Here is a 24,193-nt window from a genome sequence, read left to right as displayed (position 1 = left end):
ACCTATGCCTTCTTGGGAAAATACTTATCAATGTTTTCGGGACTGAGACGATCCAGTTCGGTCAGCGGCAACAGTGACAAGAGCTGCCAGCCGAGATCAAGGCTTTCAATAATATTTCGACCTTCATCAAAACCCTGATTAAGAAACTGTGCTTCAAAAGCCCGGCCAAATGCCATGTACTTTTTATCGGTGGGGCTTAAATCTTCTTCTCCAATAATCTGTGATAAATCTCTAACTTCCTGAACCTTGGAATACGAGGCAAACAACTGGTTGGCCACCTCGGCATGATCGCCCCGGGTAAAGCCTTCACCAATTCCATCTTTCATCAGCCGTGAAAGCGAGGGTAAAATAGCCACTGGCGGATAGATACTGCGCTGGAACAAATCTCTCCCAAGCACAATCTGACCTTCGGTGATATAACCGGTTAAATCCGGGATCGGATGGGTAATATCGTCATTAGGCATCGTCAATATCGGCAGGAAGGTAATCGAACCGACCTGGTCTTTTAGCATCCCGGCCCGTTCATAGAGAGAGGCCAGATCCGAATACATATAACCAGGATAGCCTTTCCGGCTGGGTACTTCTTCCCGGGCTGATGAGATTTCCCGAAGCGCTTCACAATAACTGGTGATATCCGTCATGACTACCAGAATGTGCATATGCTTTTCAAAGGCCAGGTATTCGGCGGCTGTCAGGGCACACCGGGGTGTCGTGACCCGCTCAGCGATGGGATCATCAGCATAGTTGACAAACATGACGACCCGATCCATAACATTGGCTTCATCAAAACTCTTCCTGAAAAACTTCTCGTCATCATGTTTAACGCCGATAGCCGCAAACACCACACCAAATTCTTCGTTGACATTATCACCCAGTCTGGCCTGACGCACAATCTGGGCCGCCAATTCATTGTGCGGTAAGCCATTGCCGGAAAAGATCGGCAGCTTCTGACCACGAATCAAGGTGGCCAGGGTATCGATGGAAGAAATCCCGGTTTGAATAAAATTACGGGGATATTCCCGGGACATCGGGTTAATCGGGCGGCCATTAATGTTGGCTTCAACCAAACTGAAGATATCACTGCCGTTATCAATCGGTTGACCAATGCCGTTAAAGATCCGTCCCTGCAAATCCAGGGACATCGGTAAATTAAATGCTTCCCCGGTAAACTTGATGATGCTGTTTCCGGCGGCTAAACCGGCGGTATTTTGAAATACCTGAATGATCACATTTTTTTCTTCAATTTTAATGACTTTTCCCTTTTTGATGTTGCCGGTGCTGATTTCGACAATATCAACCACTTCGCCGTAAAAGACGTCATCCACATCCGAAATCTGGATCAGGGGGCCAACGACTTTGTCGATTTGCAGATATTCTTTTTTCATGCTATTCCCCCTTAATTCTCATATTTTTTAAAGAGCACTTCATAATACTGGTCAATCTCATCTTTTAGCGTCTCAATTCCACTTAAATCATCATTGGGAATGGTGTATTTCATTTTTATAAACTGACTGAAAATATCCACATTTTTGAGCTGTGAGGTAGGAATCCCGAGCTTTAACCCTTCCCGGCCCCGTTCATATAAATATTCAATGGCCTTTAGCATGGCGTACTGTTTTTCCAGCGGTACATAGGTGTCATCTTTATTATAGGCATTCTGCTGCAGATAACCAACTTTAATGATTTTGGCAATCTCTAAAACCCAACGCTGATCATCCGGCAGCACATCTTCACCAACCAGCATGACCATTTCCTGAAGTTTGTTTTCTTCGTACATCAGCTCCAGCATTTTATTTCGCAGCGTGATGCAATCCGGTGCGACATTATCCTCATACCAATCGGATAATATTTTTATATAACCACTGTAACTTTCCAGCCAGTTAATAGCCGGATAATGTCTGGCATAGGCCAGGCTTTTATCCAGGGCCAGAAAGACATTAACAAAACGCTTGGTATTTTCGGTGACCGGTTCCGAGAAGTCGCCACCGGCTGGCGACACGGCGCCAATGATCGTGATCGAGCCGTCATCACCGCCCAAGGTTTCAATACTCCCGGCCCGTTCGTAAAATTCAGCAATTCGCGACGGCAGATAGGCCGGATAACCTTCTTCCGCTGGCATTTCTTCCAGTCGGCCGGAAATCTCCCGCAATGCTTCAGCCCAACGAGAAGTGGAGTCAGCCATCATTGCCACCGCATAGCCCATGTCCCGGTAATATTCGGCAATGGTAATGCCGGTATAAATACTGGCTTCCCGGGCTGCTACCGGCATATTTGAGGTATTGGCAATCAAAACCGTTCGTTCCATGATCGACTTCCCAGACCGGGGATCAATTAGTTTGGGAAAATCTTCAATAACCTCGGTCATTTCATTCCCCCGTTCACCACATCCAATATAGACAATAATATCGGCATCGGACCATTTGGCCAACTGATGCTGCGTCATCGTTTTGCCAGTTCCAAAGCCCCCGGGGATTGCCGCTGTACCGCCTTTGGCAATTGGAAAGAAAATATCGATCACTCGTTGACCGGTGATGAGCGGCACCAGGGTTTCCCGCCGATAGGCATTGGGCCTTGGCGTCCGCACTGGCCACTCATGAGCCATCTTCAGTTCATGGAGCTCGTTCTTGGCATCGCGAATTGTTACCAGTGCATCTTCAATGGTGTACTCGCCATCCGGTACCACGGAAACAACGGTTCCCGACAGGTTCGGTGGTACCAGTAGGCGGTTTTTAATGACTTGCGTCTCCTGAACTGTTCCAAAGCTGCTGCCCGCCAATAACAAATCGCCCGGTTTAACGGTGAGCGTTGCCGACCAAAGTTTTTTATCGTCGATCGATAAGAGGCCGATGCCTTCCGGGATAAAAATCGGTGAAAGCTCCTGAATTTTTTCCAGTGGTCGTTGAATCCCGTCAAACATATTTTTAAGCATCCCCGGCCCCAATTTAAGACTGAGCGGTCTGCCGGTGGGAGTAATTTCCTGACCGGTTTTAAGGCCTTCCGTTTCTTCGTAAACCTGGATCGTCCCGATATCACCTTCTAAAACAATGACTTCGCCGATTAAGCGCTGCTCCCCCACGGTAACCATTTCCCGCATCTTAAAGCTGGTCATATTTTTTCCTTTAATAACGGGACCGTTAATGGCAGAGATGATGCCCTTTGCTTTATTTTCTTGCTTAACTGCCACTTAGCTCACCTGCTTTTCCATAAACCCGTTCAGAGTCATTCCGATGAGTTTATAATTACTTTTGATCAGATTTTCAACCGTAAAATCGCAATGGAGTCGGCCTTCGGCATCCTCGGCAATAAAGCCGCCGATGCAATCTGTGCATTCCTGCCGGTATTCAACATTAAAATCCGTTAATTGTTGATCTATGATGGTTTTAAGCTGCTTAAAATCGCCTTCCCGGACAAAAACGACAATATTATTTTTACCGGCAAAAACCTGATGAATCTGCGCCACACAATCCTGCAGATAATCGTTATAGACCTCTTGACTCAGGTAATCACTGGCTTTTTCCCGGATCAGCTGATTAAAATCCATCAGGATTCGATTCTTTTCTTCCAGTTCCAGGGTTTTGGCTTTATTTTTACCTTCGGCAATAATTTTGTTTTTATCTCTGAAGATCGTATGATAACTCCGCTCCTCGATGGCCCGCTTTTCTTTTTTTATCTTTTCCTCGGAGTCAGCCAGCAGCGCCTTCTTTTTATCCTTGGCATCGTAGATGATATCTTTGCCCCATTTTCGTTCCTTACTTAAGAGATATTGGGTAAATACCCGGAGTTTTTCTTCTACTGAAATCATTTTATCACATCCTTACAATCCCACAGATTCTTTAATATACTTCATAATCATCCCTTCACTACGCAAATAGCCGTGGCGGTCGGGGATGACCGTAATTAAAGGTGAAAAGTATTTCTTTTTTGCTTCCAATACCAAATCGGTAATCATCAATGATGCTTTTTCGGTCAGAAAAATTATCCCAATTTCCTTGTCTTTCAAGGCTTCTTTAAACGCTGTCTCAATCTCTGCCTGTGTTTTTACATATGCCCCTTCAATACCAGCCAGTTGCATTCCCAAATAGGAATCACGATTCTCACTGATCACATACGACTTCATGTTTACAGACTTCCAAAAATCATAATTGAAATAACCAAGCCATAAATGGCGACCCCTTCAGCCAGACCTACGAAAATTAGTGTTTTTCCAAGAATTTTGGGATCTTCAGAAACAGCCCCTAAAGCAGCTGAGCCAACCACACCAACCGCATAACCGGCCCCAACACAGGCAAGCCCGGTAGAAAGCGCTGCTGCAATATAGCCGAGTCCAGCATCTGAAATCCCTCCTGGTTCCCCGCCGGTGGCGGCGGCAACAACCCCAGGCGCCATCACAATCAGTGCTGCCACCAACATTGGAATAAAGGTTGACAGATTTAACTTAAGAAATTTTTTTAGTTTTACCTGTTTGGCATCACATCCGTGATAGTTAAAATAAACACCCAGAGAAATAGTTCCCAAAACAAGTAATGCGGTGCCAATGGTTATAAACGTTAATACATTCATTTGCGTTTCTCCTTAAAATAAATTAATTTGCAGGTCAACGGGGCGAAATTCAACCCCATCGCCGGTATAGTATTTACTGAATAATTCATAAAACTGTAATCTCAATGCCTGAATAGAAACGATCAGGGTTTCCAGACAAATTATAAATATATTAGCAAAAATCAAGACGCCCACACTGATGACCCCATTTTGGGCCATCTCAGCCAAGGTTTGGAAAGCCATAAAAAGTCCTACGTGAACCAGTGCAAAGGCGCCGATTCGAATAAACGACACGGTATTACTAAACATTCCCAACAGCATTTCAAACAGTTCAAAGCCGCTTTCAATATAATAATCTGACGGTGCTTCATCATAGAGGTGCTTATTTTTCTGCAAATAATTTGCCAGTGGCTCCCGGATTAATACGATAAAAATCAAAAGCACTGCCAAGATCCCTAAAATTGGTGTCAGTACCGTTGCTACTGCAAATCCGGCGACATTTATCCCGACAATCGCCAGTAAACTGGCATATAGGATAAAGCCACAGATCCCATTTTTACCAAAAACGCCTTCTTTGATTTCTTTTTGTCTAAGCTTATTAATAATGCTGTAGACATAGGCCACAAAAAGCATCCCGATGCCAATTCCAATTGCAACAAATAATATCGAATTGATCTCCTCGAATGGTCTTAGCCATACGGCATGAATCACTTCTTCAAAACCAAAAACACTGCCATACATAAATCCAAAGAATGTGGAGCAAATTCCCAGGCGAAACAAAACCTTCCCAAGCTCTACTCCCCTTTTTCCCAGAATAAACCCGGCGACCGCCAAGACCAGACCTTGACCGACATCACCAAACATAAATCCAAAACAAAACATATAGGTTAAACTTAAAAAAGGGGTTGGGTCCAGCTCATTAAACGAAGGTACTCCATACAACTTGACCAAATTTTCAAAGGGCTTAAAAAGCCAGTTGTTTTTCATTTTTGTCGGCGGCTTGCCGCTGCCTTTACTACTATCTGAAAACATGATGATCATCTCCGGATATTTTGCAGCAATGGCTTCCATCCGCTGTTTGTCGCGCTTGGAAATCCATCCCGAAAAATAAAAATTTTCATCACTGAAAGCCATAAACTTTTTAATAATACTGAGATTTGCATAAAGACTCAAGGTATTAAAACTGTCGGTGGCATCAGCCCGATTTTCTTCCAGATGAATATTTAGTTTTTTTAGTAATTCAGCATTTCTGGCTTGCAGCGCTTCTATTTCAGTATCGATCGCTTCCAAAATCTGCTTTGGCGACTCGGTATACTTATCTTCAAACCCTTCAATCGGTTTAAAATTAAGGGCCTTCAAAATCCGCTGTGATTCAATCTCCAGATCCTTGGGGGATACAATCATAAATACTTCTTCATTGTCCTCCTGATTACCGACATGAAAGACAATCGAGGTCACACTGTTGTAGATGCTCTTCAAACGCATGGCATTGTCTTTGGTCACAGAGCCAAGGCTATAGGAAAAATTCTCCAGGCTGTCCAGTTCACTCATCTTTGCATCTAACTCATCCAGATAGGAATAAGCAATTTTACTTTTTCCCAAAGCTTCAATCTGATCATTGACCTGCTTTAATTCACTGTATTCCACCACCAGATTGCCATCAAATTCCCGGGCTTTGCCAAGCGCTTTGCCAAGATCATTGTCACTTTTTGCCAGCGAAATCATGTCTAAATTAAGGGAACCCTTGTAGAGTTCATTTAACTTATTGACTGTTTTAACAAAATTTTTCTCATCTATCATCGTCTCGCCGGATACAAGTTGTGCAAATCCCAGCAGTTCACCCATGTTTTCCTCACGTATCGGAAGAATGAACCGCCCGGAATCAATTTCCTGCATGGCATCGACGATTTGAATATCATTGAAGAGAAAAATGTCTTTGGCGAATTTATCAACATATTTGATTTTTCCGACCACATCCATCATAATCACATTTTCAATTGCCATAGAATACTTCCTTTCACACCCTAATCAATGGGTCTGATTAAATATTTTTTTGTTTCATCCGCTCCCATTTGATAGCGCTTACTTTCGATGATCGAAGTAATATCTTCGATCTCAAAGTCCAGCAGCCGAACATAGGCAACAACACGCCCAAGGGTGCCATTCCCTTCGCTAAAGAGCTTAAGATACATAAAATAAAGATACCGCTCCTGCCGCCGTTCCATATACAGATCGATGGTCTTGGTATGATTAAATAAAAAGGCGTAATCGGTATCCGCAATTTGTTCTTTCATCTCGATAAAATTCTTTGCTTCAACCAATGCTACCAATCGCTTCTCATTTAATACCAATCCACCTCTCAAGGAGTATGCAATCAACTCTTCCCGGGATAGTTTATAAAACTTTTTACCCCGATAAATCCAAATCAAATTCAATAGATCAAAATTACGACGCTGGGCATTAATCAGATCCCGATTGGCTTTCTTATCTAATTTGAGCAGCCGGTTCTTAACCAGATCGTAATAATATCGATCCAGATTCTTTTCAACCATCACCAAATCCTGATCGATTCTGATATCTTTATAGATTTCCAGAATTCGATAGTAGTCGGTATTGATCAGCAGTTTTTTAAACTCGTCCCAATCCCGGGCCCGAAATAACTTTTCGAAGGGGACGGTTGAATACTGATGCGAATAGATGATCAATTCCCGAAGAGATTCCAAGTCATCATTTCGGGCAATCCCCCGGATTAAAATCCGCAGCGCTTCCACTTCCAGTCGTACCAGAAACACCTTAAAATAAGTCTTATCATCGCCTGATAAATAATGCATCAGCTTTTCTGTTTCCAAAACCTTAAGATCATTTAAATGCGCTTCAAACTCAGTTCGGTGCAGATCGTCAATATTCATATTCTTTAGAAACTCCCCATAATGGGTGTTGTCCCGTAAATACTGAAATACTTCTTTTAAATCCTTTGCTTTTATAAGCTCACGAAAATCATCATCATCAATTTTCCGAGCTCTCATTGCCAGTGCTTTTGCACTTATACAAGCATATTTACTCTTTGACATACGATTCTCACACTTTTCTTTAAATCAAGAAAGAAAATCAGAAAAAAATAGCCTGACGCTGATCTTTTTTCTTTTAAACATCACTAACTTTTTTCTTGAAGAGTATTTCCAGAACTTCCCTGGCCTTATCTTCTTTTTTTTCATCATACCGACAGCGGATTTTGGTAAGTTCCTCTTCCATTCCATCAATAATTTTCTGGCGTTCTTCCCTGGCTTTGTTGATTTCCTGCTGGTAGTTCTGTTTAGCTAATTCCTGAGCGCCATCCAGCTCCGCTTTTTCTTTTTCTTTTATATCATTTTTGGTACGATCCAGTATTCGCTCAGCGCGTTGCACAACATTTTTTTTAATTCGCACTGCCTTCGTATCAAGATTGATGACTTGTCTGATGACAACATTAATATCAGCATCTTCACTATGTAGCATGTTCAGTCTCCTTTCAGTAATATTTTGTCCTAATTTCTTCTTATTAATATACCCATTAATTATGATTTTCATTATAGCACTTTAAAAAATACTATCAACCTCTATTTTTTTCTGGCAACCGATTACAAATTTCGTTAAATTACTTATTTAGTTGACATTGTTCCGATTCGGGTGTATGATGATTATAGAATTTACCCCACCCCATGAGGGGTGTATTATTCAGGAGGTCACCATGAACAAAATACAATTCAACATCAGCGGCATGACCTGTACGGCTTGCGCCAGTGCCATTGAACGAAAGGTCGGTCAAATAAATGGTGTTACATCCGCAGTCATTAATTTTTCAAATGAAAAACTGGTTGTCCACCATGACCCTGATCTGGCCCCGGCATCATTGATCATCAGTACCATCGAAGCCCTGGGTTACGGGGCCGAATTGGATGATCAGGACAAAACTGCGCCAATCAATAAAAAAGAAACTGGCCAACCCGCTTATCAAAGTCAGATCGATGCGGTCAAATTTCGTTTAATCGCCTCGCTGGTTTTCACGCTGCCCCTTGTTTATCTGGCGATGGGTCCGATGCTCGGCTTGCCGATCCCCGGTTTTCTGGCCGGTGAACAGAATTTGTTGCTCAACGCCTTAACCCAAATGTTTTTGACCCTGCCAGTCATTTTTCTGTGTCGCCATTTTTACGTCAATGGCTTTAAAGCCTTGGCTAAACGAATTCCCAATATGGATTCACTGGTGGCAGTTGGTACCAGCGCCTCCTTTATTTATGGGGTAGTCGTTCTTTTCATCCTGGCCTATGGGTTTTCCTACGATAATATGGCGTTGATCCACCATTATTCGCATGAGCTCTATTTTGAATCAACCACCGTTATCTTAGTATTAATTACCCTGGGAAAATTTCTTGAAACAAAAGCCAAAGGAAAAACATCCCAGGCCATCGAAAAACTCATTGCCCTGGTTCCTGATAAAGCTCTCGTTTTACGAAACAATATTGAAGTCGAAATTGCCATCGATGCCGTGCAAGTGAATGATATTGTGATTATCCGTCCCGGCGAGCGAATTCCCGTTGATGGCGAAATACTGACCGGACATTCCAGCGTCGACGAATCACTGCTTACTGGTGAAAGCTTACCAGTGGAAAAAACGGTTGGCGACTTCGTGATTTCCGGTAGCATCAATAAAACCGGTTCCTTCGAATTCAAAGCGACCAAAATCGGACAGGACACGACCCTCAGCAAAATTATTCAGCTGGTTGAAGAAGCCCAATCATCTAAGGCCCCGATTGCCAGGATTGCAGATGAAATCAGTCGTTTCTTTGTACCGGCAGTGATGAGCATTTCGCTACTCACCTTTGTGATCTGGATGATTCTCGGCTATGAGTTGTCCTTTGCTTTATCAGCAGCAATATCGGTTTTAGTTATTTCCTGCCCCTGTGCGTTGGGACTTGCTACCCCTACCGCAATTATGGTTGGAACCGGAAAAGGTGCCGAAAAAGGCATCTTATTCAAGAATGGACCAGCACTGGAAATTCTTGGAAAATCCAACACCATCGTTTTTGATAAAACCGGTACCCTGACCATCGGTTCGCCATCCGTCACTGATATCATTCTTTATGATCCGGAAATTGATTCGAATCAATTAGTACAACTTACTGCTTCACTGGAAAATAAATCTGAGCACCCCCTCAGTGAAGCGATTATCAAAGAAGCCACTGCACGGCAGTTGTCCTTAGACTATCCTGACACATTTGAATCACTCTCTGGTTTCGGCATCCATGGACAGATTGGCGACAAGAAAATCCTGGTTGGCAATATCAAGCTGATGGAGCGTAATGGGCTCACAGTCGAATCAATCATGGCAGATTATTTACGCCTTTCTGATTTGGGAAAAACGCCCCTGCTGGTCGGCTGGAATCAGTCCATCAAAGGGATTATCGGCGTTGCTGATGTTATTAAAGAAAACAGCTACCAGGCTGTTTCTCAACTCAAAGCCATGGGTATTGATGTTTACATGCTTACCGGCGACAACGAACGTACTGCTCAGGCGATTGGTAGCATGGTAAACATTGACAATGTGGTGGCAAATGTTCTCCCCCATGAAAAAGCCTCGATGATCAAGCGGCTTCAGTCCCAGGGACATCAGGTAATCATGGTCGGTGATGGCATCAATGATGCACCGGCACTAGCCCAAAGTGACGTTGGCATTGCCATCGGCAATGGCACTGATGTTGCCATCGAATCGGCCGATGTTATTCTGATGCAAAACGATTTAATGAATATTGTCGCCGCTATCCAGTTAAGTAAGGCAACATTACGAAATATCAAACAGAATTTATTTTGGGCATTTATCTATAACGTGATCGGTATTCCCCTCGCTGCTGGTGCTTTGTATATCCCATTTGGACTCAAACTAAACCCAATGTTTGCGGCAGGAGCCATGAGCTTAAGCTCCGTATCGGTGGTTCTCAATGCTTTATCACTTAAGACGTTTAAAGTAAAACTCTTACCGATTAGAAAGAATGAATTGAATCAAACTGTTATCAAGGCAGAACTGCCTCTTAATAAAATGATAGAAACGAAAGAAGGAAAAAACATGAAAAAATTATTAAAAGTAGCTGACATGAGTTGTCAGCATTGTGTAAAGCGGGTCGACGGCATTTTAAATGGGTTTGAAGGAATCACAGATGTATCGATTTCTCTGGAAGAAGGCCAGGCCAGTTTTACCGCTTCCGAAAATGTCGATATGAACGCAGTGACTACAGCACTCACTGAAGCTGGTTATCCAACCTCTGATATCACCTCATAAAACTATGGAAACTAAGGATCGTTCAGCTGAGCTTAACTTACTAAAAACTGCCCGGGGTCAAATCGATGGCATTATTAAAATGCTGGAAAATGATCGTTATTGTATTGATGTATCAAAACAAATACTGGCTGTTCAGGCGCTACTAAAAAAAACTAATTTGGAGATTTTAAAAAAGCACATGAATTCCTGTGTCAAAGATGCCTTTGAAAAAGGTGATGGTGAAGCTAAAATTGATGAAATCATGCTTGTTCTGGATAAATATTATCGCTAATTAGAAATCTGAAGCACATCTCTAATCAAATATCTATTATTCCCATAAAACAAGGTTTGCCCACACCCAGGCTAACCTTGTTTTTATTTATTGATCGATTAGATGTTCTTTTGCATAATTTTCTTTTGACTATCATTCTAATTTTGATTCTCATTTACTAATGTAACAATCAAGTTAGTCCCGTCCATTTTATTAACAAAAAAATAAAAAACCGCATAAATGCGGTTAGCTTTTTTAATGGTGACCCATGGGCGACTTGAACGCCCGACACCCTGATTAAAAGTCAGATACAAACCGTTCCTTATTCTTTTTTCTAATTTGCTATCCTGTCTCAATCCTTTATTTTATGCCGTTTTTTTATATCTGCTCTTTTTCTTCCTTTATATATGTATTTTTTCTTGTGTGCTAATAATGTGCGAAGTTGATGTCATGTCTATCCACAAATATTATGCAATCACTGTTAATGCGATAATTACAAAAACAACTATTGCTATTGCTTTCATTATTCTATCTTTAATTATTAATTTAAAAAGTGTTCTCTTACTCTTTTCGTTATAAATATCAAGTTCCTTTTTTATCTTGTTTATCTGTAGTGAATATTCATTTATTTTTGTCTTTTCAAACCGCTTCCAATTAGCTAATTCAACCGTAAAATCGTTCATTTTCACAGCGATATCATGAAGCTCTGGCTCTAAATCTGCAAATATCATTTTTTCAAAACTTTTTTCAATATCGCTTGCTTTCAATGTTACATTATCAATTAACTTATTTATAATATAGTTATTTATATACTCATTATTTGGCTGTTTTTTATCCTCTATTAGTATAGATAGTGAATACAATGCTCCAGCTATCCAAGATAACATTCCATCTCTTTCGGCTACTCTATTTCTTTGTTCTTTAAAGTCAGTAGCTATAAGAAAAACTTGTGAAACAATAATGCCCGAAAAAATTCCGGATACTACTCCAATTAATATGTTTAACATACTATTATAAAAATCCATTAATAACCACCTATTAAATCTACTTTTAAATTTATCTTAGCATACAAATAAAAAAAAGACCACCCGAAGGTGGCCATAAATCAATATATATAATATCCTTGCTCCTGGTTATAGACTCCATCAAGCCAGGACTCTTCCACATGCATAAAGTCCTGATCCGGATAAACTCGAACCGGTTTTCCAATCACCTGATACATGATCCTTGCAGCTTCAACAATGTTCATTCCCGGAATCGTACAATCAAAGGCACCTCCAAATAAATGGAGTGAATCTGGAACCCCACCCCAATAATCATTGGATGATGGGCACCTGGTCCCGCATGTTGGGACAACAGGCATACCGATATATTCCCGGAATCGATTGGCAGCATCCAAAAGTGAAGGTTTTAGATTGGGATCCTTGCCGAATTCAGTTTCCGGATAACCATCGCAAGGGTTATCGATCGGATATCCCTTGATACAGTCACAGGCAAATTCATAAGTATCAAAATATTTCCCGTATGGTCCAACTTCCGGAGCTGGTTCCGGCGCCGGCGGGACAATCTGTATTTCATGCTTTTTAAACTTTTCAGTCACATCGACAGTCAGATCAATTCCTTTATCAAGTACCACGATCTGCAGTGCTTCCACTCTCAATGATTCGCCTTCTGTGCCAGACGATTCCCCATCTGAGCACCAACCCATCCAACCATTTTTTTCAACATGTGGATGATACCAGGCTCTGAATTTATAAGCGTCGGCACCAGTTAATCGAATTTTCACTGCTTCAATTCTTTTTCCTTGGCCTTCAGTCCCGGCTTTTTCACCGTTCCTGAACGTCCGGCTCCATCCTTCATCTTGGATATGGACCTCATACTCTATTCCAATATCAAGCCCGGCATGTTCGCCGATTAATTCAAGCCAAAGCTCAAATTCTTCAAGTCTCAAATGCTGTCCAACAGTTCCAAGAATATTTCCATTTTCAGCAAAGGCAACTGATCCCAGATCTTGAATATGACCTTTTGCTTTTGTGATGACAGCCATGGTTATTTACCATCCTTCATGGTTTGATCGGCATTGATCGCTTTCTGTGTAAAGCTGTTATTCTTCCACCAGGCGATTAATGATGTCACAACTGTAAACCCAATTGTGATCCCTGTTTCGATGGTGGCATCATCCACCGGTATGATTGAATGGCCGCTTGATACTAATACTTGGTTGACCAATGCAACTCCCAACAACGTTGTTCTGATAATTGTTCCTTTTTCGATTTTCATTTTATTTATCCTCTCTATTAATCAAAGAAAAGCAAGTTTTCACCTGCTCTTCTAGTTTTACAATCTTTTTTTCAATATCCGCAAACTTTTCATCGGTACAATCGATTTTATCGATCAATCTTTCAATACTTTTAAGAATATTTTCCAATTTGTTTTCAATGATCCCCAACCGCTCCGCATCTTTGTTATCTGACCTTCTCCACCCAGAGAAGCCAAACAGAACCCCACACCCCGCTGCAAACATGCTGATAATCTCCACTGGTGTAAACATAAACCGTCCCCTTTCAGTATTTTTAAATTGAATCTATCTTTCCTTTGGCTTCCTGGTGATTGCTTCGACAATATCGAGTTGCGACTGATATTTGATATTTCTGTAAAATATAAATCTGAATAGTTTTTTAAACATCCGTAATCCTCCTTGCAATAAAAAAACAGCCGTTAAGCTGCTACATAATCCAGTCCTGTTATTTGCTTGTATTCATCCGCCGTGATCTTTCCTTTTACCACAGCATTAGCAACCATTTCTGTGGTCCATAATTCTCTGTCGAAATATGATTTTATTTTTTCAAATGTGAGCATTAGATCAGCCCTCCCATCATTAAAGCGTAATTTGCTGTGGCCACGTCTGCCTCAAGTTGTGCTATTCTTTCAGCTTGAAGTTGTTCCGGTGTTTTGGGAACATCAATATACACATAATATAATCCCTGTGCATCAGTGTGATATAACACGCCCATTTTCCCAACAGTCGCTACTGGCTGTGGAATTGTGTCAATTAAAACCCCTGTCTGCAATAACTCTGCTTCCGTTTTCCCTAAACCATTGATGGCGTCAAACGGCTGGTAATGGATTATTTCCACCGCATTTGTTTCTTTGTTCTTTTCAAAATAAATCATTTTTTAAAACCTCCTATGATAATTGATAATTTAATTGTATTTTTTTTACTGCCGGGTATCCTGATGTTAGGTAAGACGCAAAAAATACATCATCGCCATTTGCGTATAATCCATCTACCATATTTGATGTTGTTATAAATTGCTTAAAAGTACTTACAATTCCTAAACCTTGATCATTTAACCTTATACAATAAAGATTGTAAGTAGATGTATTTCTCATCATTAACATTTTCTTTGGCGATGTTAAATTTGGATAAGCACATCTCAAACCTGTATCGCCCGAAACAGAAACATATTGCGAAGTTATTAAACTACCATCAATTGTCGATACTAACGTATTATTGAGATATCCATTGTAAACATTACAAGAAATCAACGCATTTATCTTCTTAATGCTAAAAACTTTATATGCTGCTGAGGATCCATTAGAGAATTTATTTGAGACACCTGAAAACACAATACCGCCACTTTGATCTAATTTCGTCAGTTGCATAGACGTGGCTTGAAAATACCAGTATCCATCATCATCATAAAATGGTACAGTTCCAGAATACAGGTTAGTCAATGTTATTGTTTGCTCGACTGTCATTGTATTCATATTAAACTGCTTGATTGTTCCGTCGCTTTGAAATACTTTAACCTGTGATTCACTCACTCGTAACATTCTTATGTCTTTATCTCCGAGTGGTAGTGCAAAATTGGTTCCTGATGAAAGCAATGTTCCTGTTGGACTATATTTTGACCACCCTACATTTGTGAAAATAAAATAATTACCGCCATAATATGCCATTCTATACACATTATTGTTTGGTACTGTAAAACTGTGCAATTGAGTTCCTAGCGCATCATAACTATAAAAATATCCTGTTCCACTATATGTGATTTTTGCAAACAGCCTGTCAATAAATTCATCATAGTCTATTGAAACAAGGTCTGCATAATAAGCAGGAAGAAAATCAACATTATTAATGAGTGGTGGTTCTGGAATTAACTTATCGAAATAAATCATCGATTTTGCGTTATATTTTCCAAATCCAGCATCTATTCCTTGCGGTGGGCTTTCTATCCCTGAACTGCCAAAATGTCTAATCATAATTTTTCACCGTTACGCTATCTGCTCAACAATGCCGTAAATTGCAATATTGCAATCAGTCCCGACATCTTGTTTTGCGCCGATTGTCTGGGTACCGGTTAAAATTAATTTAGTATCGATAATAACAGATCCCCCTGCTGGTATCACGATCGAACTTGCTATAATATTTGCCGTTGCAGTTCCGTTTTTGTACAAAGTAATTGTTCTTTGTGTAGCTCCAGTATTCGCAATAAAAATTTGCGTTGCCTGGGTTCGGTAACTCGCCCCGGCATTTGTAAATAAGGTTGTCGCTGCTGCTGAAAGTGCAGTTAAGCACATTTCGCTTGGTGTTACATCTCCTATTGCCATATCAAATTCCTCCCATTCTGTTTTTTCTGTTTTGGTTAATGATTACTAATGCGCTTACACCGCCACCTGCTCCGATATCATTCAAAAATTGGCTCAAGGCTGTTGGCATGTTCGAAATTTCTTCTTTGGGGTGAGTGTGCCCATCTGCATCATAATTTTTTCCGTCTTTGTCCTGTAGCGTTCCTAGAATTTTCATTATCCCACCACCGTTACAGTGTATTTCCCACTCGTCGGAGCGGTTGCAAAAATAAGTGTTATAGTATTGACGCTGGTGATCTGGACATCCGTCATGACAACATTGTATGGACTGGCGGTTTCTCTTAGCGTCACTGTAACATTTTGAGTATTTAGGTTATGCGTGACAACAATGCTGGTTGCTGATCCATCTCCAACAGCAGCAGAATATTTCCCAGTCGCGCCGAGATTTGTTCGTGCGCCAACCGCCGTTGAGGCCCCGGTACCGCCATACAATAGCGGAATAATGCTCCCATTCCATACACCGGTTGCAATTGTACCTAAAGTAGTTATCGTATTTTGTCCAATATAATTTGGTGAAATATCGATGCTATCCGCATTGATTAAAATTCGATTGAATACCCCAACTACATCTAACTGATTCCCGGATTTTGTCATACCAGCACCGGCAACAATATCTGCCGCCTGGAAGTCTTTTGTAAATGTCAAGGCAGTTGTTCCCAGGGTGATTGAGTTATTAGTTGTCAAAACCCATCGGCTGTCACTGTTCGCTGTCCCCTCATTAACCCAGACCGCCATACCGGCAATTACTTCGGCGCTGATGTTGGCATCAGAAGCTCTCGACCATGCGCCAGTTCCGGCAACATAGATCCCGTTCTCAGCACCAGCAGTTTGATTTTTTAATAGGACTCGATCGCCGGCAACCAGTGTGACCCCGTCGATTGTTAATAATGTTCCTGTTGCGATTGCCACGTTTGCTGTACTGGCTACCCTGACCGGATCTTTTATTGTAAGTCCTGATCTGGCTGCATCGACATAATTTTTAGTTGCTGCATCCTGGGCGCTGACCGGATCCGTAACATTTGTCAGTTTATGACTGTTAATAGACAAATCCGCCGTTGGTGCTGTCAACAGATTCAAAGCATTCGTTCTTACCTGGGTATTAAAATCAGATATTTTCGCCGCCGTGAGTGAATTAATATTGTCTGCATCGATCAGCGAAGCACAAGCGTTGATCAGTGCAACGATATCTACGCCTGTCAATACTTGGCCCATATCGATAAAATCAGTGCCATTCCAGAACAACATTGTATTGCCTACTGAATTGTAATAAAACTGACCGGTTCCCGATGGAGTTGGTGGTGTTGCCAGATTTTGAGCTCGAACATTTTGAATCTCATTTCCGCCCAAATCAATATTATTTACATATGGTATCGCCATATTTTATCCCTCCTTTCCTAGTTAAAATGCGCCTGCCCGCCAAATGGTGCAGCGAAAGACAAAGTTACAACCGGATAACTGTAATTTACTTCCCCAAAAACCTGAGTGCCGGCTGAATCTGTAATAACTACGCCTGGATGCTCTTTAAACCACTCCGGCAATGTTACAGTCCAGACCATAGCCGGCACACTCTGGATATGGGTGTAGGTTTGATCTCCAGCAATTTGAACATTCTCTGTTCCTGTACCAATATAAAGATTTTTCGTATCGGTTGTAAAAGCCGGCTCCCCTGATTCCAAGATTGGGAGATCCACTTTATTTCCACGCTTAAATTGGATTAACATCAGATTCCACCCATTCTCAGTTTTCTAAATTCATTAACAGAGCTATGCCCAATCAATGAAATTGCTGCGGTATTTTCACTGATATTACTTGTGTTTTGATTAATCGACGCCGTGTTTGCTGCTACCGCACTTTCAACCACGTTCATCCTTGCAATCAGATCATTGATCTTTATAAGCAGATTCCCGGCTACATCTCCTGATAACGTACCCTGCACCCCAGCAAACCAAGTATTAAAACCGCTTTGGAACGCTGAAAGCATCGTCGCAATATCTGTTGTTGCTCCATCTACCGTTTCCAGATACCATGCCTGGAATTGGTTGAAAATTGTTGTCGTGTCGACCTGATCAATCACGCCATGGACAATTCCACAAAAGGTGTTGTTTAATCTCAGGTCTGTAATATTCGCCTGCGAAATACTAACCGCACCATTGGCAATATAGATATCTGCAATCCCCAGCTCCCACATGTCAGCATCACGCTGCAGCGTTGGAGCCACCGGACTGCTTGCAAATGTTCCTTTTTTGATATAGGCCTTAATCTCTCTGTCTAAAACAGTGTGTCTTAAAACAACACGATCAATTCTTTTGAGCACCCCGTCAGCAATATCAATATTCTTTATTAAGTCACTTGTGTTTTTATACTTAAAGCCATTGATATAACCATTCCCAGGCTTTACTGTAATCGTCATGTCATTGTTTGCCAATACCTGGCACATCGTTGATGGGTTGGGATATATCCCGTTACCAATAAAATCTGCAAAATACTCTGCAAAAAAACTGGTGAAATACCTTCTGTCCCCATTTATCGATGGAAAAATACCACTCGATTCTGCCATAAAATCACTCCTTTCTAAAATATCCCTCCATCGATTGAAGAAATCACCGTTCCAGATGATGTCCCTGCCAATGAAACCGCCTGTCGATTTATTTGTTTAATCTTATCAATCAGCGTTGGCGCTTCATCTCCGAAAATAACATTTATTTTATTTCCTGATTCCTCATAGACCTCTTCAATCTCTTCGATCCTGGTGTCAAGCTTGACGCCCCATTTTTTATTGATGTTTGTCACAATATCACCTAGATCATAATCTGCTTTGTATTTTCTGTTGGCGTTAATGTCAATAGAACTGTCAAACACACATATTTTTTTGCATTCTGCCAGCATTTCATTTCCTTTGCCATCGAGCAAAGCTTTATACTGATTATCTGTTAAAGTTACACCATCAATAACATTGCTCAAACTCTTCTGATCGTTAAATACTTCAAACCGATCCAGACCGGTCGCAATGCCAACAGTAGAGAGCTTTCTATCAGTTCCTTCACCTATCCCTCCAACCAGGCAAACATTACGGTAATTTCCGTCGCTCTCTGTAAATTCCTGTTTTTCCACGTTGTTATAGTCTTTTGAGAAAATGCACCGGGGATTGATGCTTTGTCCGGAGGATCGATCCAGTCCTTTATAGGTTTCAAATTTCATTAATTTGGTGGATCCATCATATCGGATCCGGTAACCTATATCTGATAGGGCACACAATCTTTCCAATTCTTCTGATAAATTCTGATAGGATGTCTGAAAGTCCGCCGTTTCGGTATAATTTTTCAGATCCCCCAGGGATAGCCCCGGGATGATTCTGTTTATGTCCGTTGGACTGATGGCGTTTTTATTGACAAGATCCCGCATGGCCACTTCCACCAATCCGTTTATAATCTCGATTCCCCAGATGATCCGCCGGTTTAGATACCCAGTCAAGAAATCACCTTTGACCACAAGCAACTCTTTCCCCTCATCATTTTCCTGCAGGTTTCGGTATTTAATGAACCCTGCCTCCGGATCCCCGGGCTTAATGATGACATTACCACGCTGCAGCTTCTCTATGTTCTGTGCTGTTGCCGGGCAATGGATTTCAAACTCTCCGGTTTTCCGGTACCGGCGTACCCAGCGCAATGATGTTCGGTTATTGACGGCACCCAGTTTATTAAAGCTTCTATCTGCTACATAAAGATCCATGCTCTATACCCCCAGGTACTTATTTTGTCGGTAGATGTTCACGATCAGGTTATCCAGGCCGGTTTCTGCATCATACCGAAACAGATTATCGCCCTGGTAAAGCTTCAGGAAGGTCATGTCTTCATCGATGTAATTAAATGCATTAGATGTCACCCCGTTCAGCTCCATTTCCACATCCTCTTCAGCGAAATGTGTATTCACCCGGATTATCTCGCCGGCGACCATGGTTTTATTTATTTTGACATACTCCTGGGTGTTGACGTTTCGGAGCGATGGATTTGTCAGAGTGGCCAAAGCCCGGAACTCAATGATCATTCCCGCTTCTCCATCGCCATCGTTGGGACAATTGACAATTAGGCTGAGTTCTCGGTGGCCCATGATGATTCCCTCTTCTGGGATCTGCAGGCCGTTTATGAAGTCAAATTCAAAGTCGCCTACCCAGAGTGCTATTTCTTCTTTTGTCTGGTTCATATCCATCCAGTACGGGCTGTTTGCGATTAAAGAAATAATACACTCTCCCCTTCGATCGCTTTTATTCACAATGAAGGGCACCTTTGCAGGAACGCACTTTATTTCCAGATCTTTTTCACCGTTATTATGAATAAGTGCTCCCTTGCCAAACTTCGGATTGAATACTCTTCTTAGTTTTGCTTTAAGCTGTTCAAATTCACTTGTTTCACTTCCTCTTACTGATATTTTTATAGTAATGTCGCTATCATCTAATGAATTGCTTAAAAATGTATTCCCGTCTTGGCCAGATCCTTTATTCGTATGATTAATCACTGCAGTATTCTGAGAAAAGTCTTTCAACCAAAAAGGAGTAGAGTCCGTGAAAATGATCTCTTCTCCCTGGCTATTTACGTATTTTAATGTTTTCAGTTATCTCAACTCCTTTATGCCATCATTAAGGCCCACTCCTGAAGCCCACGTTTGGCAAGTCGGGCCGACTCAGATGGACTCAATTCTTTAGGGCTATAATTGTTCTGTGTAAACTCAACCTTTGTGTCTTGTGACAAGACCGGTCCGCCGCTGTTTTTATATGGATTTTGATCTGCTGGAATAATTGCTTCTCCTTTATGGATCATAGCAATCATATCTTCCGGAACGTACCTTGATCCCACATCAAAACTGGCGCCTGACCACAACATCATTGGATCCACGTATTCACCATTGATCAATAATCCGAAATGTAGATGAGCTCCATATGAATCACCGGTATTTCCGACTGCTCCAATGTACTGGCCCATCACCACACTTTGCCCGGCTTCAACACCAATGCTATCCAAATGAGAATAAGAGGCTGCGATTCCATTACCAAAATCAAGTATTACCTGGTTTCCATAACCACCATTATAGCCAGCAGATGAAACTACGCCATTTTGAATCGCATAAAGTGGTGATCCGGATCCGACCGTATCATTAAAATCTAGACCTTGATGGTATTGACTGCCTACTGATCCGGCCCGGTCTCCAAAATCTTCATCCCATGCAAAATTTTCTGCTAGTGGACTTGTGCCTGTTGGGGATCCCCAGACCATTCCATTTAACCCTGCTGCGCCAAATCCTAAACCGCCTAAATTTATACCAAGCTTAGCCAGTAAATCAGCTGCAGAGCTTCCTAATGTCGCCATCAATGTTCCGACATTCAAAACCCCATTGGAAAAAGCTGATTTTAGGCTCTCAACGATATTATTAACAAAAGCCATGAGATTATCTCCGGATAAACCTTTGATTAATCCTTCAATCATAAACTGACCAATTTCTTTTAATACCGTGGAAGGTGAATTGATTCCAAAACCTTCTTTAAATCGTTTGATAACTTCCGTGACGAGTGTTGAGACACCAGTATAGACTTGTTCAATAGTCGCTGCTATTCCATCGGCCATTTTTGTCATCATTGCACTGCCGATCCCTTTTAGTTCCTCCGGCAATCCAGAAACCGCACTAGAAATACGCTGCTTTATCTCATCCCATTTTGTTCCGGCATCAGATCTTATTTTTTCCCATTTGATTACCAGGTCTTCCAGGATACTCTGAGCTTTTCCGATGGTGTTTTCATAAATTTCACCAACTTTTGTTCTCAGATCCTCTCTGATATCACTCCATTTCTGTTGAGCATCCAGCTTTGCCTCTTCCCATTTTTGAGCGACATCCATTGTGGTTGCTTTTACCTTCTCGGTCACATTGGCATAGATTTCATTCCACTTGGTTGCCAAATCCTGCTTGATGTCATTCCACTTCTGCTGGGAGTCGGTTTTTGTTTCCTGCCATTTATCAGCCACACCTTTAGCTGTTTCGGTAACTTTCCCAATTGTATTATCATGAATGCTCTGTAATGTTGTTTGTAAAAATGATGTGATGGCATTCCACGCCTCGGATGTTGATGTTTGAACATTCATCCACGTTTCCTGTATTTTTGTTATCAGATTGCCAAATACCAGAAAAAACAGGTTCTGCATTCCTTCCAGAGCGTTCCCAATAAAATCCACAAAGCTCTGCTGAGCTGCCTGGGCAAAGGTCCATGCTGCAGCCCAGTCACCATTAAAAAATGCAAATACGGCTCCCACAAAATTACCAATAAAGGACAGTAAGTTTCCCAATCCTTCAATAAACGGTGCAGTGGCCACAATCACATCGGCAAAACCATTAATAAAGTTTTCGAAAAAACCTTTCACAATTGGCACAACATACGTCCCCAGAAAATCACCGATCTGCTGTAGAATTGGTGTCACATCCGCAGAAAATCCTTGAAATGATGCCAACGCCGGACCCATTGCTTCACTGATCCGGGCAAACGCATCCTGAATCGTAACTTTAATTGATTCAAAAGCTGAACCCACTGAATCGCGAAAGATTTCTGAATTCTGCCAGGCGCCGGCAATCACAGCTCCAATGGCCGCTACTGCTGCCACCGCTATGCCCACCGGCCCGGTTAACGCCGTAAATGCGGCTGATAATCCCCCGGTCGCACCGGCTGCGCCGCTCATTCCCCCGATTAATCCGGATGAACCTACCAAACCTAAGATATTTGATAATCCACCAGCAATTCCTCCAAACAACATCAGTAATGGTCCCATGACCACCGCTAAACCTGTTGCTCCACCGATTAATCCTTGCAATGGTCCTGGTAAATTGCTGAATTTTAAAATCAGATCTGCTATTCCTTCAGCAAACCCGGCGATGGCCGGAATAATCTTCTCCTGGATCACTGGCATAAGCTCTTGAAGTTTTGGTAATAACTCAGCGAATGCTTTAGCAAAGCTGGCCGATATTGCCATTTTGACAGCGTCCATGGAATCGCCAAAGGCGTCCAATGCTTCAATGTCTTCACCACTTAATACTGCTCCGACTTTTCTGGCTTCTTCTGTCAATCGTGCCATTTCATCAGATCCGGCTTTTATCAGCGGATTTAGCTCCATTGCGGACTTACCGAAGATACTCATGGCCAATGCATCCCGCTCTGTTTCGTTACCTACTCCATTAAGCGCTGAAAAAGCCTCGTTCATGACATCTTTGGCATCTCTGAGATTACCATTGCTGTCTGTTACTGATATCCCTAAGGTAGAAAATGCCTCTGCCTGGGTTCCCGTGCCATCAATGGCCGCCGCCATCGATTTAGTAAGCTTTGCCTGGGCTCCGGCAATTGTATCCAGACTGACCCCCAGATTATTTCCGGCATATTGGAGCTCCTGTAATCTTTCAGCTGAGATCCCGGTCACATCGGACATTTTCTGTATGCCATCGGCGTTATCAATGGCTTTTGATGCCAATAAACCCAACCCGGTTACTGCTGCAGCTATAGGAACGGTTATCCCAGCTGTCAGGCTCCCGCCCAGATCTTTCATTTTAGTGGAAGCATTCCCCAGATTGTCTGCCAACTCATTGATTTTGAATGAACTGACCTCTTTGTTTACATCCTTTAATGCTTTTTCGGTCTGATTGAGTTTGTCTTTATTGTCTTCGAGTTTTTTATTCGCAGCATTGATTTTTGTGATATTTGAATCAATGGCACTATCATTGTTTTTCTGTTGTTTCTCAAGTTTTCCCAGATCATCGGCCAGTTTTTTGGCTTCATCACTATTTTTGCCATATTGGGCTTTTGCTGCTTCCCATTTTTCGGTTGTTTCAGCAATTTTTGTGGTCAACTCTGACTGTTTGGTTTTTAGTTTTTCCTGTTTTTCTGCCAGTGTATCAATATAACTCTTTTGAGTCTGAACAGCCTCCGAAGCAATTTTCACTTTATCGGCTAATAATGACTGCTGATCTTTCAGCCCTTTGAATTTGTCATCTGCTAATGCGGCTGCCGAAGCTGAAGCTTTCATTGCTGAATCCAGCGTCTTCATTTCGTCATTCATCTGTTTAGTTGCTTTTTGAAATTCTGAAATATCAGCTCCAACTCTTAGGGTTGCGCTTGCCATTAGTCATCACCTCCGTTTTTAATTTTGAAAATCAATGCTTCATAAATATCAATGTAATCGCCATTCCAGGCCTCAAAAAAAGAGCAGTTTAATTGCTTAACTGCAAAACAAACGACCTGGTATATCTCATACAACAGGTCTTCTCTGTGATCATCCTCTTTGATGAGGCCTTTTTCTTTCAGTGCCTGCTTCATTGGGCTGTATTCTTTTTCAGCACCAATTATTTTTCCCAGTTCATCCTGCTTTTCTCTGAATTTTTTCAAACAATAAGAAAAAAACCGCTCATTCATGATC

General features: G+C 41.7%; 26 protein-coding genes and 1 pseudogene. 2 read left to right on the top strand and 25 right to left on the bottom strand.

Annotated features, from left to right (window positions below):
* Window positions 1–2: 2 nt before the first annotated feature.
* From ACWI_RS01950 to ACWI_RS01915, 8 genes are all read right to left on the bottom strand, one after another.
* Complete coding sequence (locus ACWI_RS01950) at window positions 3–1,385, bottom strand: V-type ATP synthase subunit B (protein ID WP_070369755.1); 1,383 nt, start codon at window positions 1,383–1,385, stop codon at window positions 3–5.
* Window positions 1,386–1,396: 11 nt separating this feature from the next.
* Window positions 1,397–3,184, bottom strand: a complete 1,788-nt coding sequence (locus ACWI_RS01945) for a V-type ATP synthase subunit A (protein ID WP_084633441.1) — start codon at window positions 3,182–3,184, stop codon at window positions 1,397–1,399.
* Window positions 3,185–3,802, bottom strand: coding sequence for a V-type ATP synthase subunit E (locus ACWI_RS01940; RefSeq protein ID WP_070369754.1), 618 nt, complete (start codon window positions 3,800–3,802; stop codon window positions 3,185–3,187).
* Window positions 3,803–3,814: 12 nt separating this feature from the next.
* On the bottom strand, window positions 3,815–4,117 hold the full coding sequence (locus ACWI_RS01935) for a V-type ATP synthase subunit F (protein WP_070369753.1): 303 nt from the start codon (window positions 4,115–4,117) through the stop codon (window positions 3,815–3,817).
* A gap of 2 nt (window positions 4,118–4,119) precedes the next feature.
* Window positions 4,120–4,560, bottom strand: coding sequence for an ATP synthase subunit C (locus ACWI_RS01930; protein ID WP_070369752.1), 441 nt, complete (start codon window positions 4,558–4,560; stop codon window positions 4,120–4,122).
* Between the two features lie 12 nt (window positions 4,561–4,572).
* On the bottom strand, window positions 4,573–6,543 hold the full coding sequence (locus ACWI_RS01925) for a V-type ATP synthase subunit I (RefSeq protein WP_070369751.1): 1,971 nt from the start codon (window positions 6,541–6,543) through the stop codon (window positions 4,573–4,575).
* Window positions 6,544–6,563: 20 nt separating this feature from the next.
* Window positions 6,564–7,610 carry a V-type ATPase subunit gene (locus ACWI_RS01920; protein ID WP_084633440.1) on the bottom strand — a complete coding sequence of 349 codons (1,047 nt, stop codon included), beginning with the start codon at window positions 7,608–7,610 and terminating at the stop codon, window positions 6,564–6,566.
* 73 nt (window positions 7,611–7,683) lie between these two features.
* Entirely contained in the window at window positions 7,684–8,034 is a 351-nt protein-coding gene (locus ACWI_RS01915) for a hypothetical protein (RefSeq protein WP_070369750.1), read from the bottom strand.
* Window positions 8,035–8,266: 232 nt separating this feature from the next.
* On the opposite strand from ACWI_RS01915, the gene ACWI_RS01910 reads away from it, so the two are divergent.
* Window positions 8,267–10,849 carry a heavy metal translocating P-type ATPase gene (locus ACWI_RS01910; RefSeq protein ID WP_070369749.1) on the top strand — a complete coding sequence of 861 codons (2,583 nt, stop codon included), beginning with the start codon at window positions 8,267–8,269 and terminating at the stop codon, window positions 10,847–10,849.
* A 4-nt stretch (window positions 10,850–10,853) separates the two neighbouring features.
* Window positions 10,854–11,120 (top strand): metal-sensing transcriptional repressor, encoded by a 267-nt coding sequence (locus ACWI_RS01905; protein WP_070369748.1) that lies wholly within the window; start codon window positions 10,854–10,856, stop codon window positions 11,118–11,120.
* Window positions 11,121–11,566: 446 nt separating this feature from the next.
* Here ACWI_RS01905 and ACWI_RS01900 read toward each other — a convergent pair whose 3' ends face one another.
* The 17 genes and pseudogenes from ACWI_RS01900 to ACWI_RS01830 form a co-directional block, all read right to left on the bottom strand.
* On the bottom strand, window positions 11,567–12,124 hold the full coding sequence (locus tag ACWI_RS01900; protein WP_070369747.1) for a hypothetical protein: 558 nt from the start codon (window positions 12,122–12,124) through the stop codon (window positions 11,567–11,569).
* Window positions 12,125–12,204: 80 nt separating this feature from the next.
* A complete protein-coding gene (locus ACWI_RS01895; protein WP_070369746.1) occupies window positions 12,205–13,146 on the bottom strand; it encodes a D-Ala-D-Ala carboxypeptidase family metallohydrolase in 942 nt (313 codons plus the stop codon).
* Between the two features lie 2 nt (window positions 13,147–13,148).
* Complete coding sequence (locus ACWI_RS01890) at window positions 13,149–13,379, bottom strand: phage holin (protein WP_070369745.1); 231 nt, start codon at window positions 13,377–13,379, stop codon at window positions 13,149–13,151.
* 1 nt (window position 13,380) lies between these two features.
* Complete coding sequence (locus ACWI_RS01885) at window positions 13,381–13,650, bottom strand: hypothetical protein (RefSeq protein ID WP_070369744.1); 270 nt, start codon at window positions 13,648–13,650, stop codon at window positions 13,381–13,383.
* A gap of 167 nt (window positions 13,651–13,817) precedes the next feature.
* Window positions 13,818–13,958 (bottom strand): XkdX family protein, encoded by a 141-nt coding sequence (locus ACWI_RS18370; protein WP_084633439.1) that lies wholly within the window; start codon window positions 13,956–13,958, stop codon window positions 13,818–13,820.
* The gene (locus ACWI_RS01880; protein ID WP_070369743.1) at window positions 13,958–14,272 is read right to left on the bottom strand and encodes a hypothetical protein; all 315 of its coding nucleotides are present in this window, start codon (window positions 14,270–14,272) and stop codon (window positions 13,958–13,960) included. The genes ACWI_RS18370 and ACWI_RS01880 overlap by 1 nt, the downstream gene beginning before the upstream one ends.
* A 13-nt stretch (window positions 14,273–14,285) precedes the next feature.
* Complete coding sequence (locus ACWI_RS01875) at window positions 14,286–15,365, bottom strand: hypothetical protein (protein WP_070369742.1); 1,080 nt, start codon at window positions 15,363–15,365, stop codon at window positions 14,286–14,288.
* Between the two features lie 12 nt (window positions 15,366–15,377).
* Window positions 15,378–15,713 (bottom strand): hypothetical protein, encoded by a 336-nt coding sequence (locus tag ACWI_RS01870; RefSeq protein ID WP_070369741.1) that lies wholly within the window; start codon window positions 15,711–15,713, stop codon window positions 15,378–15,380.
* A gap of 1 nt (window position 15,714) precedes the next feature.
* Window positions 15,715–15,909, bottom strand: a complete 195-nt coding sequence (locus ACWI_RS01865; protein WP_070369740.1) for a hypothetical protein — start codon at window positions 15,907–15,909, stop codon at window positions 15,715–15,717.
* Window positions 15,909–17,129 carry a hypothetical protein gene (locus ACWI_RS01860; RefSeq protein WP_070369739.1) on the bottom strand — a complete coding sequence of 407 codons (1,221 nt, stop codon included), beginning with the start codon at window positions 17,127–17,129 and terminating at the stop codon, window positions 15,909–15,911. Before ACWI_RS01860 ends, ACWI_RS01865 begins: the two co-directional genes overlap by 1 nt.
* Before the next feature lie 17 nt (window positions 17,130–17,146).
* Window positions 17,147–17,473 carry a hyaluronate lyase N-terminal domain-containing protein gene (locus tag ACWI_RS01855; protein ID WP_070369738.1) on the bottom strand — a complete coding sequence of 109 codons (327 nt, stop codon included), beginning with the start codon at window positions 17,471–17,473 and terminating at the stop codon, window positions 17,147–17,149.
* The gene (locus ACWI_RS01850) at window positions 17,473–18,309 is read right to left on the bottom strand and encodes a hypothetical protein (protein ID WP_070369737.1); all 837 of its coding nucleotides are present in this window, start codon (window positions 18,307–18,309) and stop codon (window positions 17,473–17,475) included. The genes ACWI_RS01855 and ACWI_RS01850 overlap by 1 nt, the downstream gene beginning before the upstream one ends.
* Window positions 18,310–18,323: 14 nt before the next feature.
* Window positions 18,324–19,481 (bottom strand): siphovirus ReqiPepy6 Gp37-like family protein, encoded by a 1,158-nt coding sequence (locus tag ACWI_RS01845; protein ID WP_070369736.1) that lies wholly within the window; start codon window positions 19,479–19,481, stop codon window positions 18,324–18,326.
* A gap of 3 nt (window positions 19,482–19,484) precedes the next feature.
* Window positions 19,485–20,021, bottom strand: coding sequence for a phage distal tail protein (locus tag ACWI_RS19600; protein WP_479714945.1), 537 nt, complete (start codon window positions 20,019–20,021; stop codon window positions 19,485–19,487).
* Window positions 20,022–20,321: pseudogene (locus ACWI_RS19595) on the bottom strand (phage tail domain-containing protein); the annotation flags it as partial. It lies immediately after the preceding gene.
* A gap of 53 nt (window positions 20,322–20,374) precedes the next feature.
* Complete coding sequence (locus ACWI_RS01835; protein ID WP_070369734.1) at window positions 20,375–23,899, bottom strand: peptidoglycan DD-metalloendopeptidase family protein; 3,525 nt, start codon at window positions 23,897–23,899, stop codon at window positions 20,375–20,377.
* Window positions 23,899–24,189: a hypothetical protein gene (locus ACWI_RS01830; protein WP_070369733.1), complete on the bottom strand. Its 291-nt coding sequence runs from the start codon at window positions 24,187–24,189 to the stop codon at window positions 23,899–23,901. Before ACWI_RS01830 ends, ACWI_RS01835 begins: the two co-directional genes overlap by 1 nt.
* Between the last annotated feature and the right edge of the window lie 4 nt (window positions 24,190–24,193).

The sequence above is a fragment of the Acetobacterium wieringae genome (assembly GCF_001766835.1).
GTDB lineage: Bacteria > Bacillota > Clostridia > Eubacteriales > Eubacteriaceae > Acetobacterium > Acetobacterium wieringae.
Note: the sequence above shows the minus strand (reverse complement) of the source record. Positions and strands in the feature narration are given on the sequence as shown.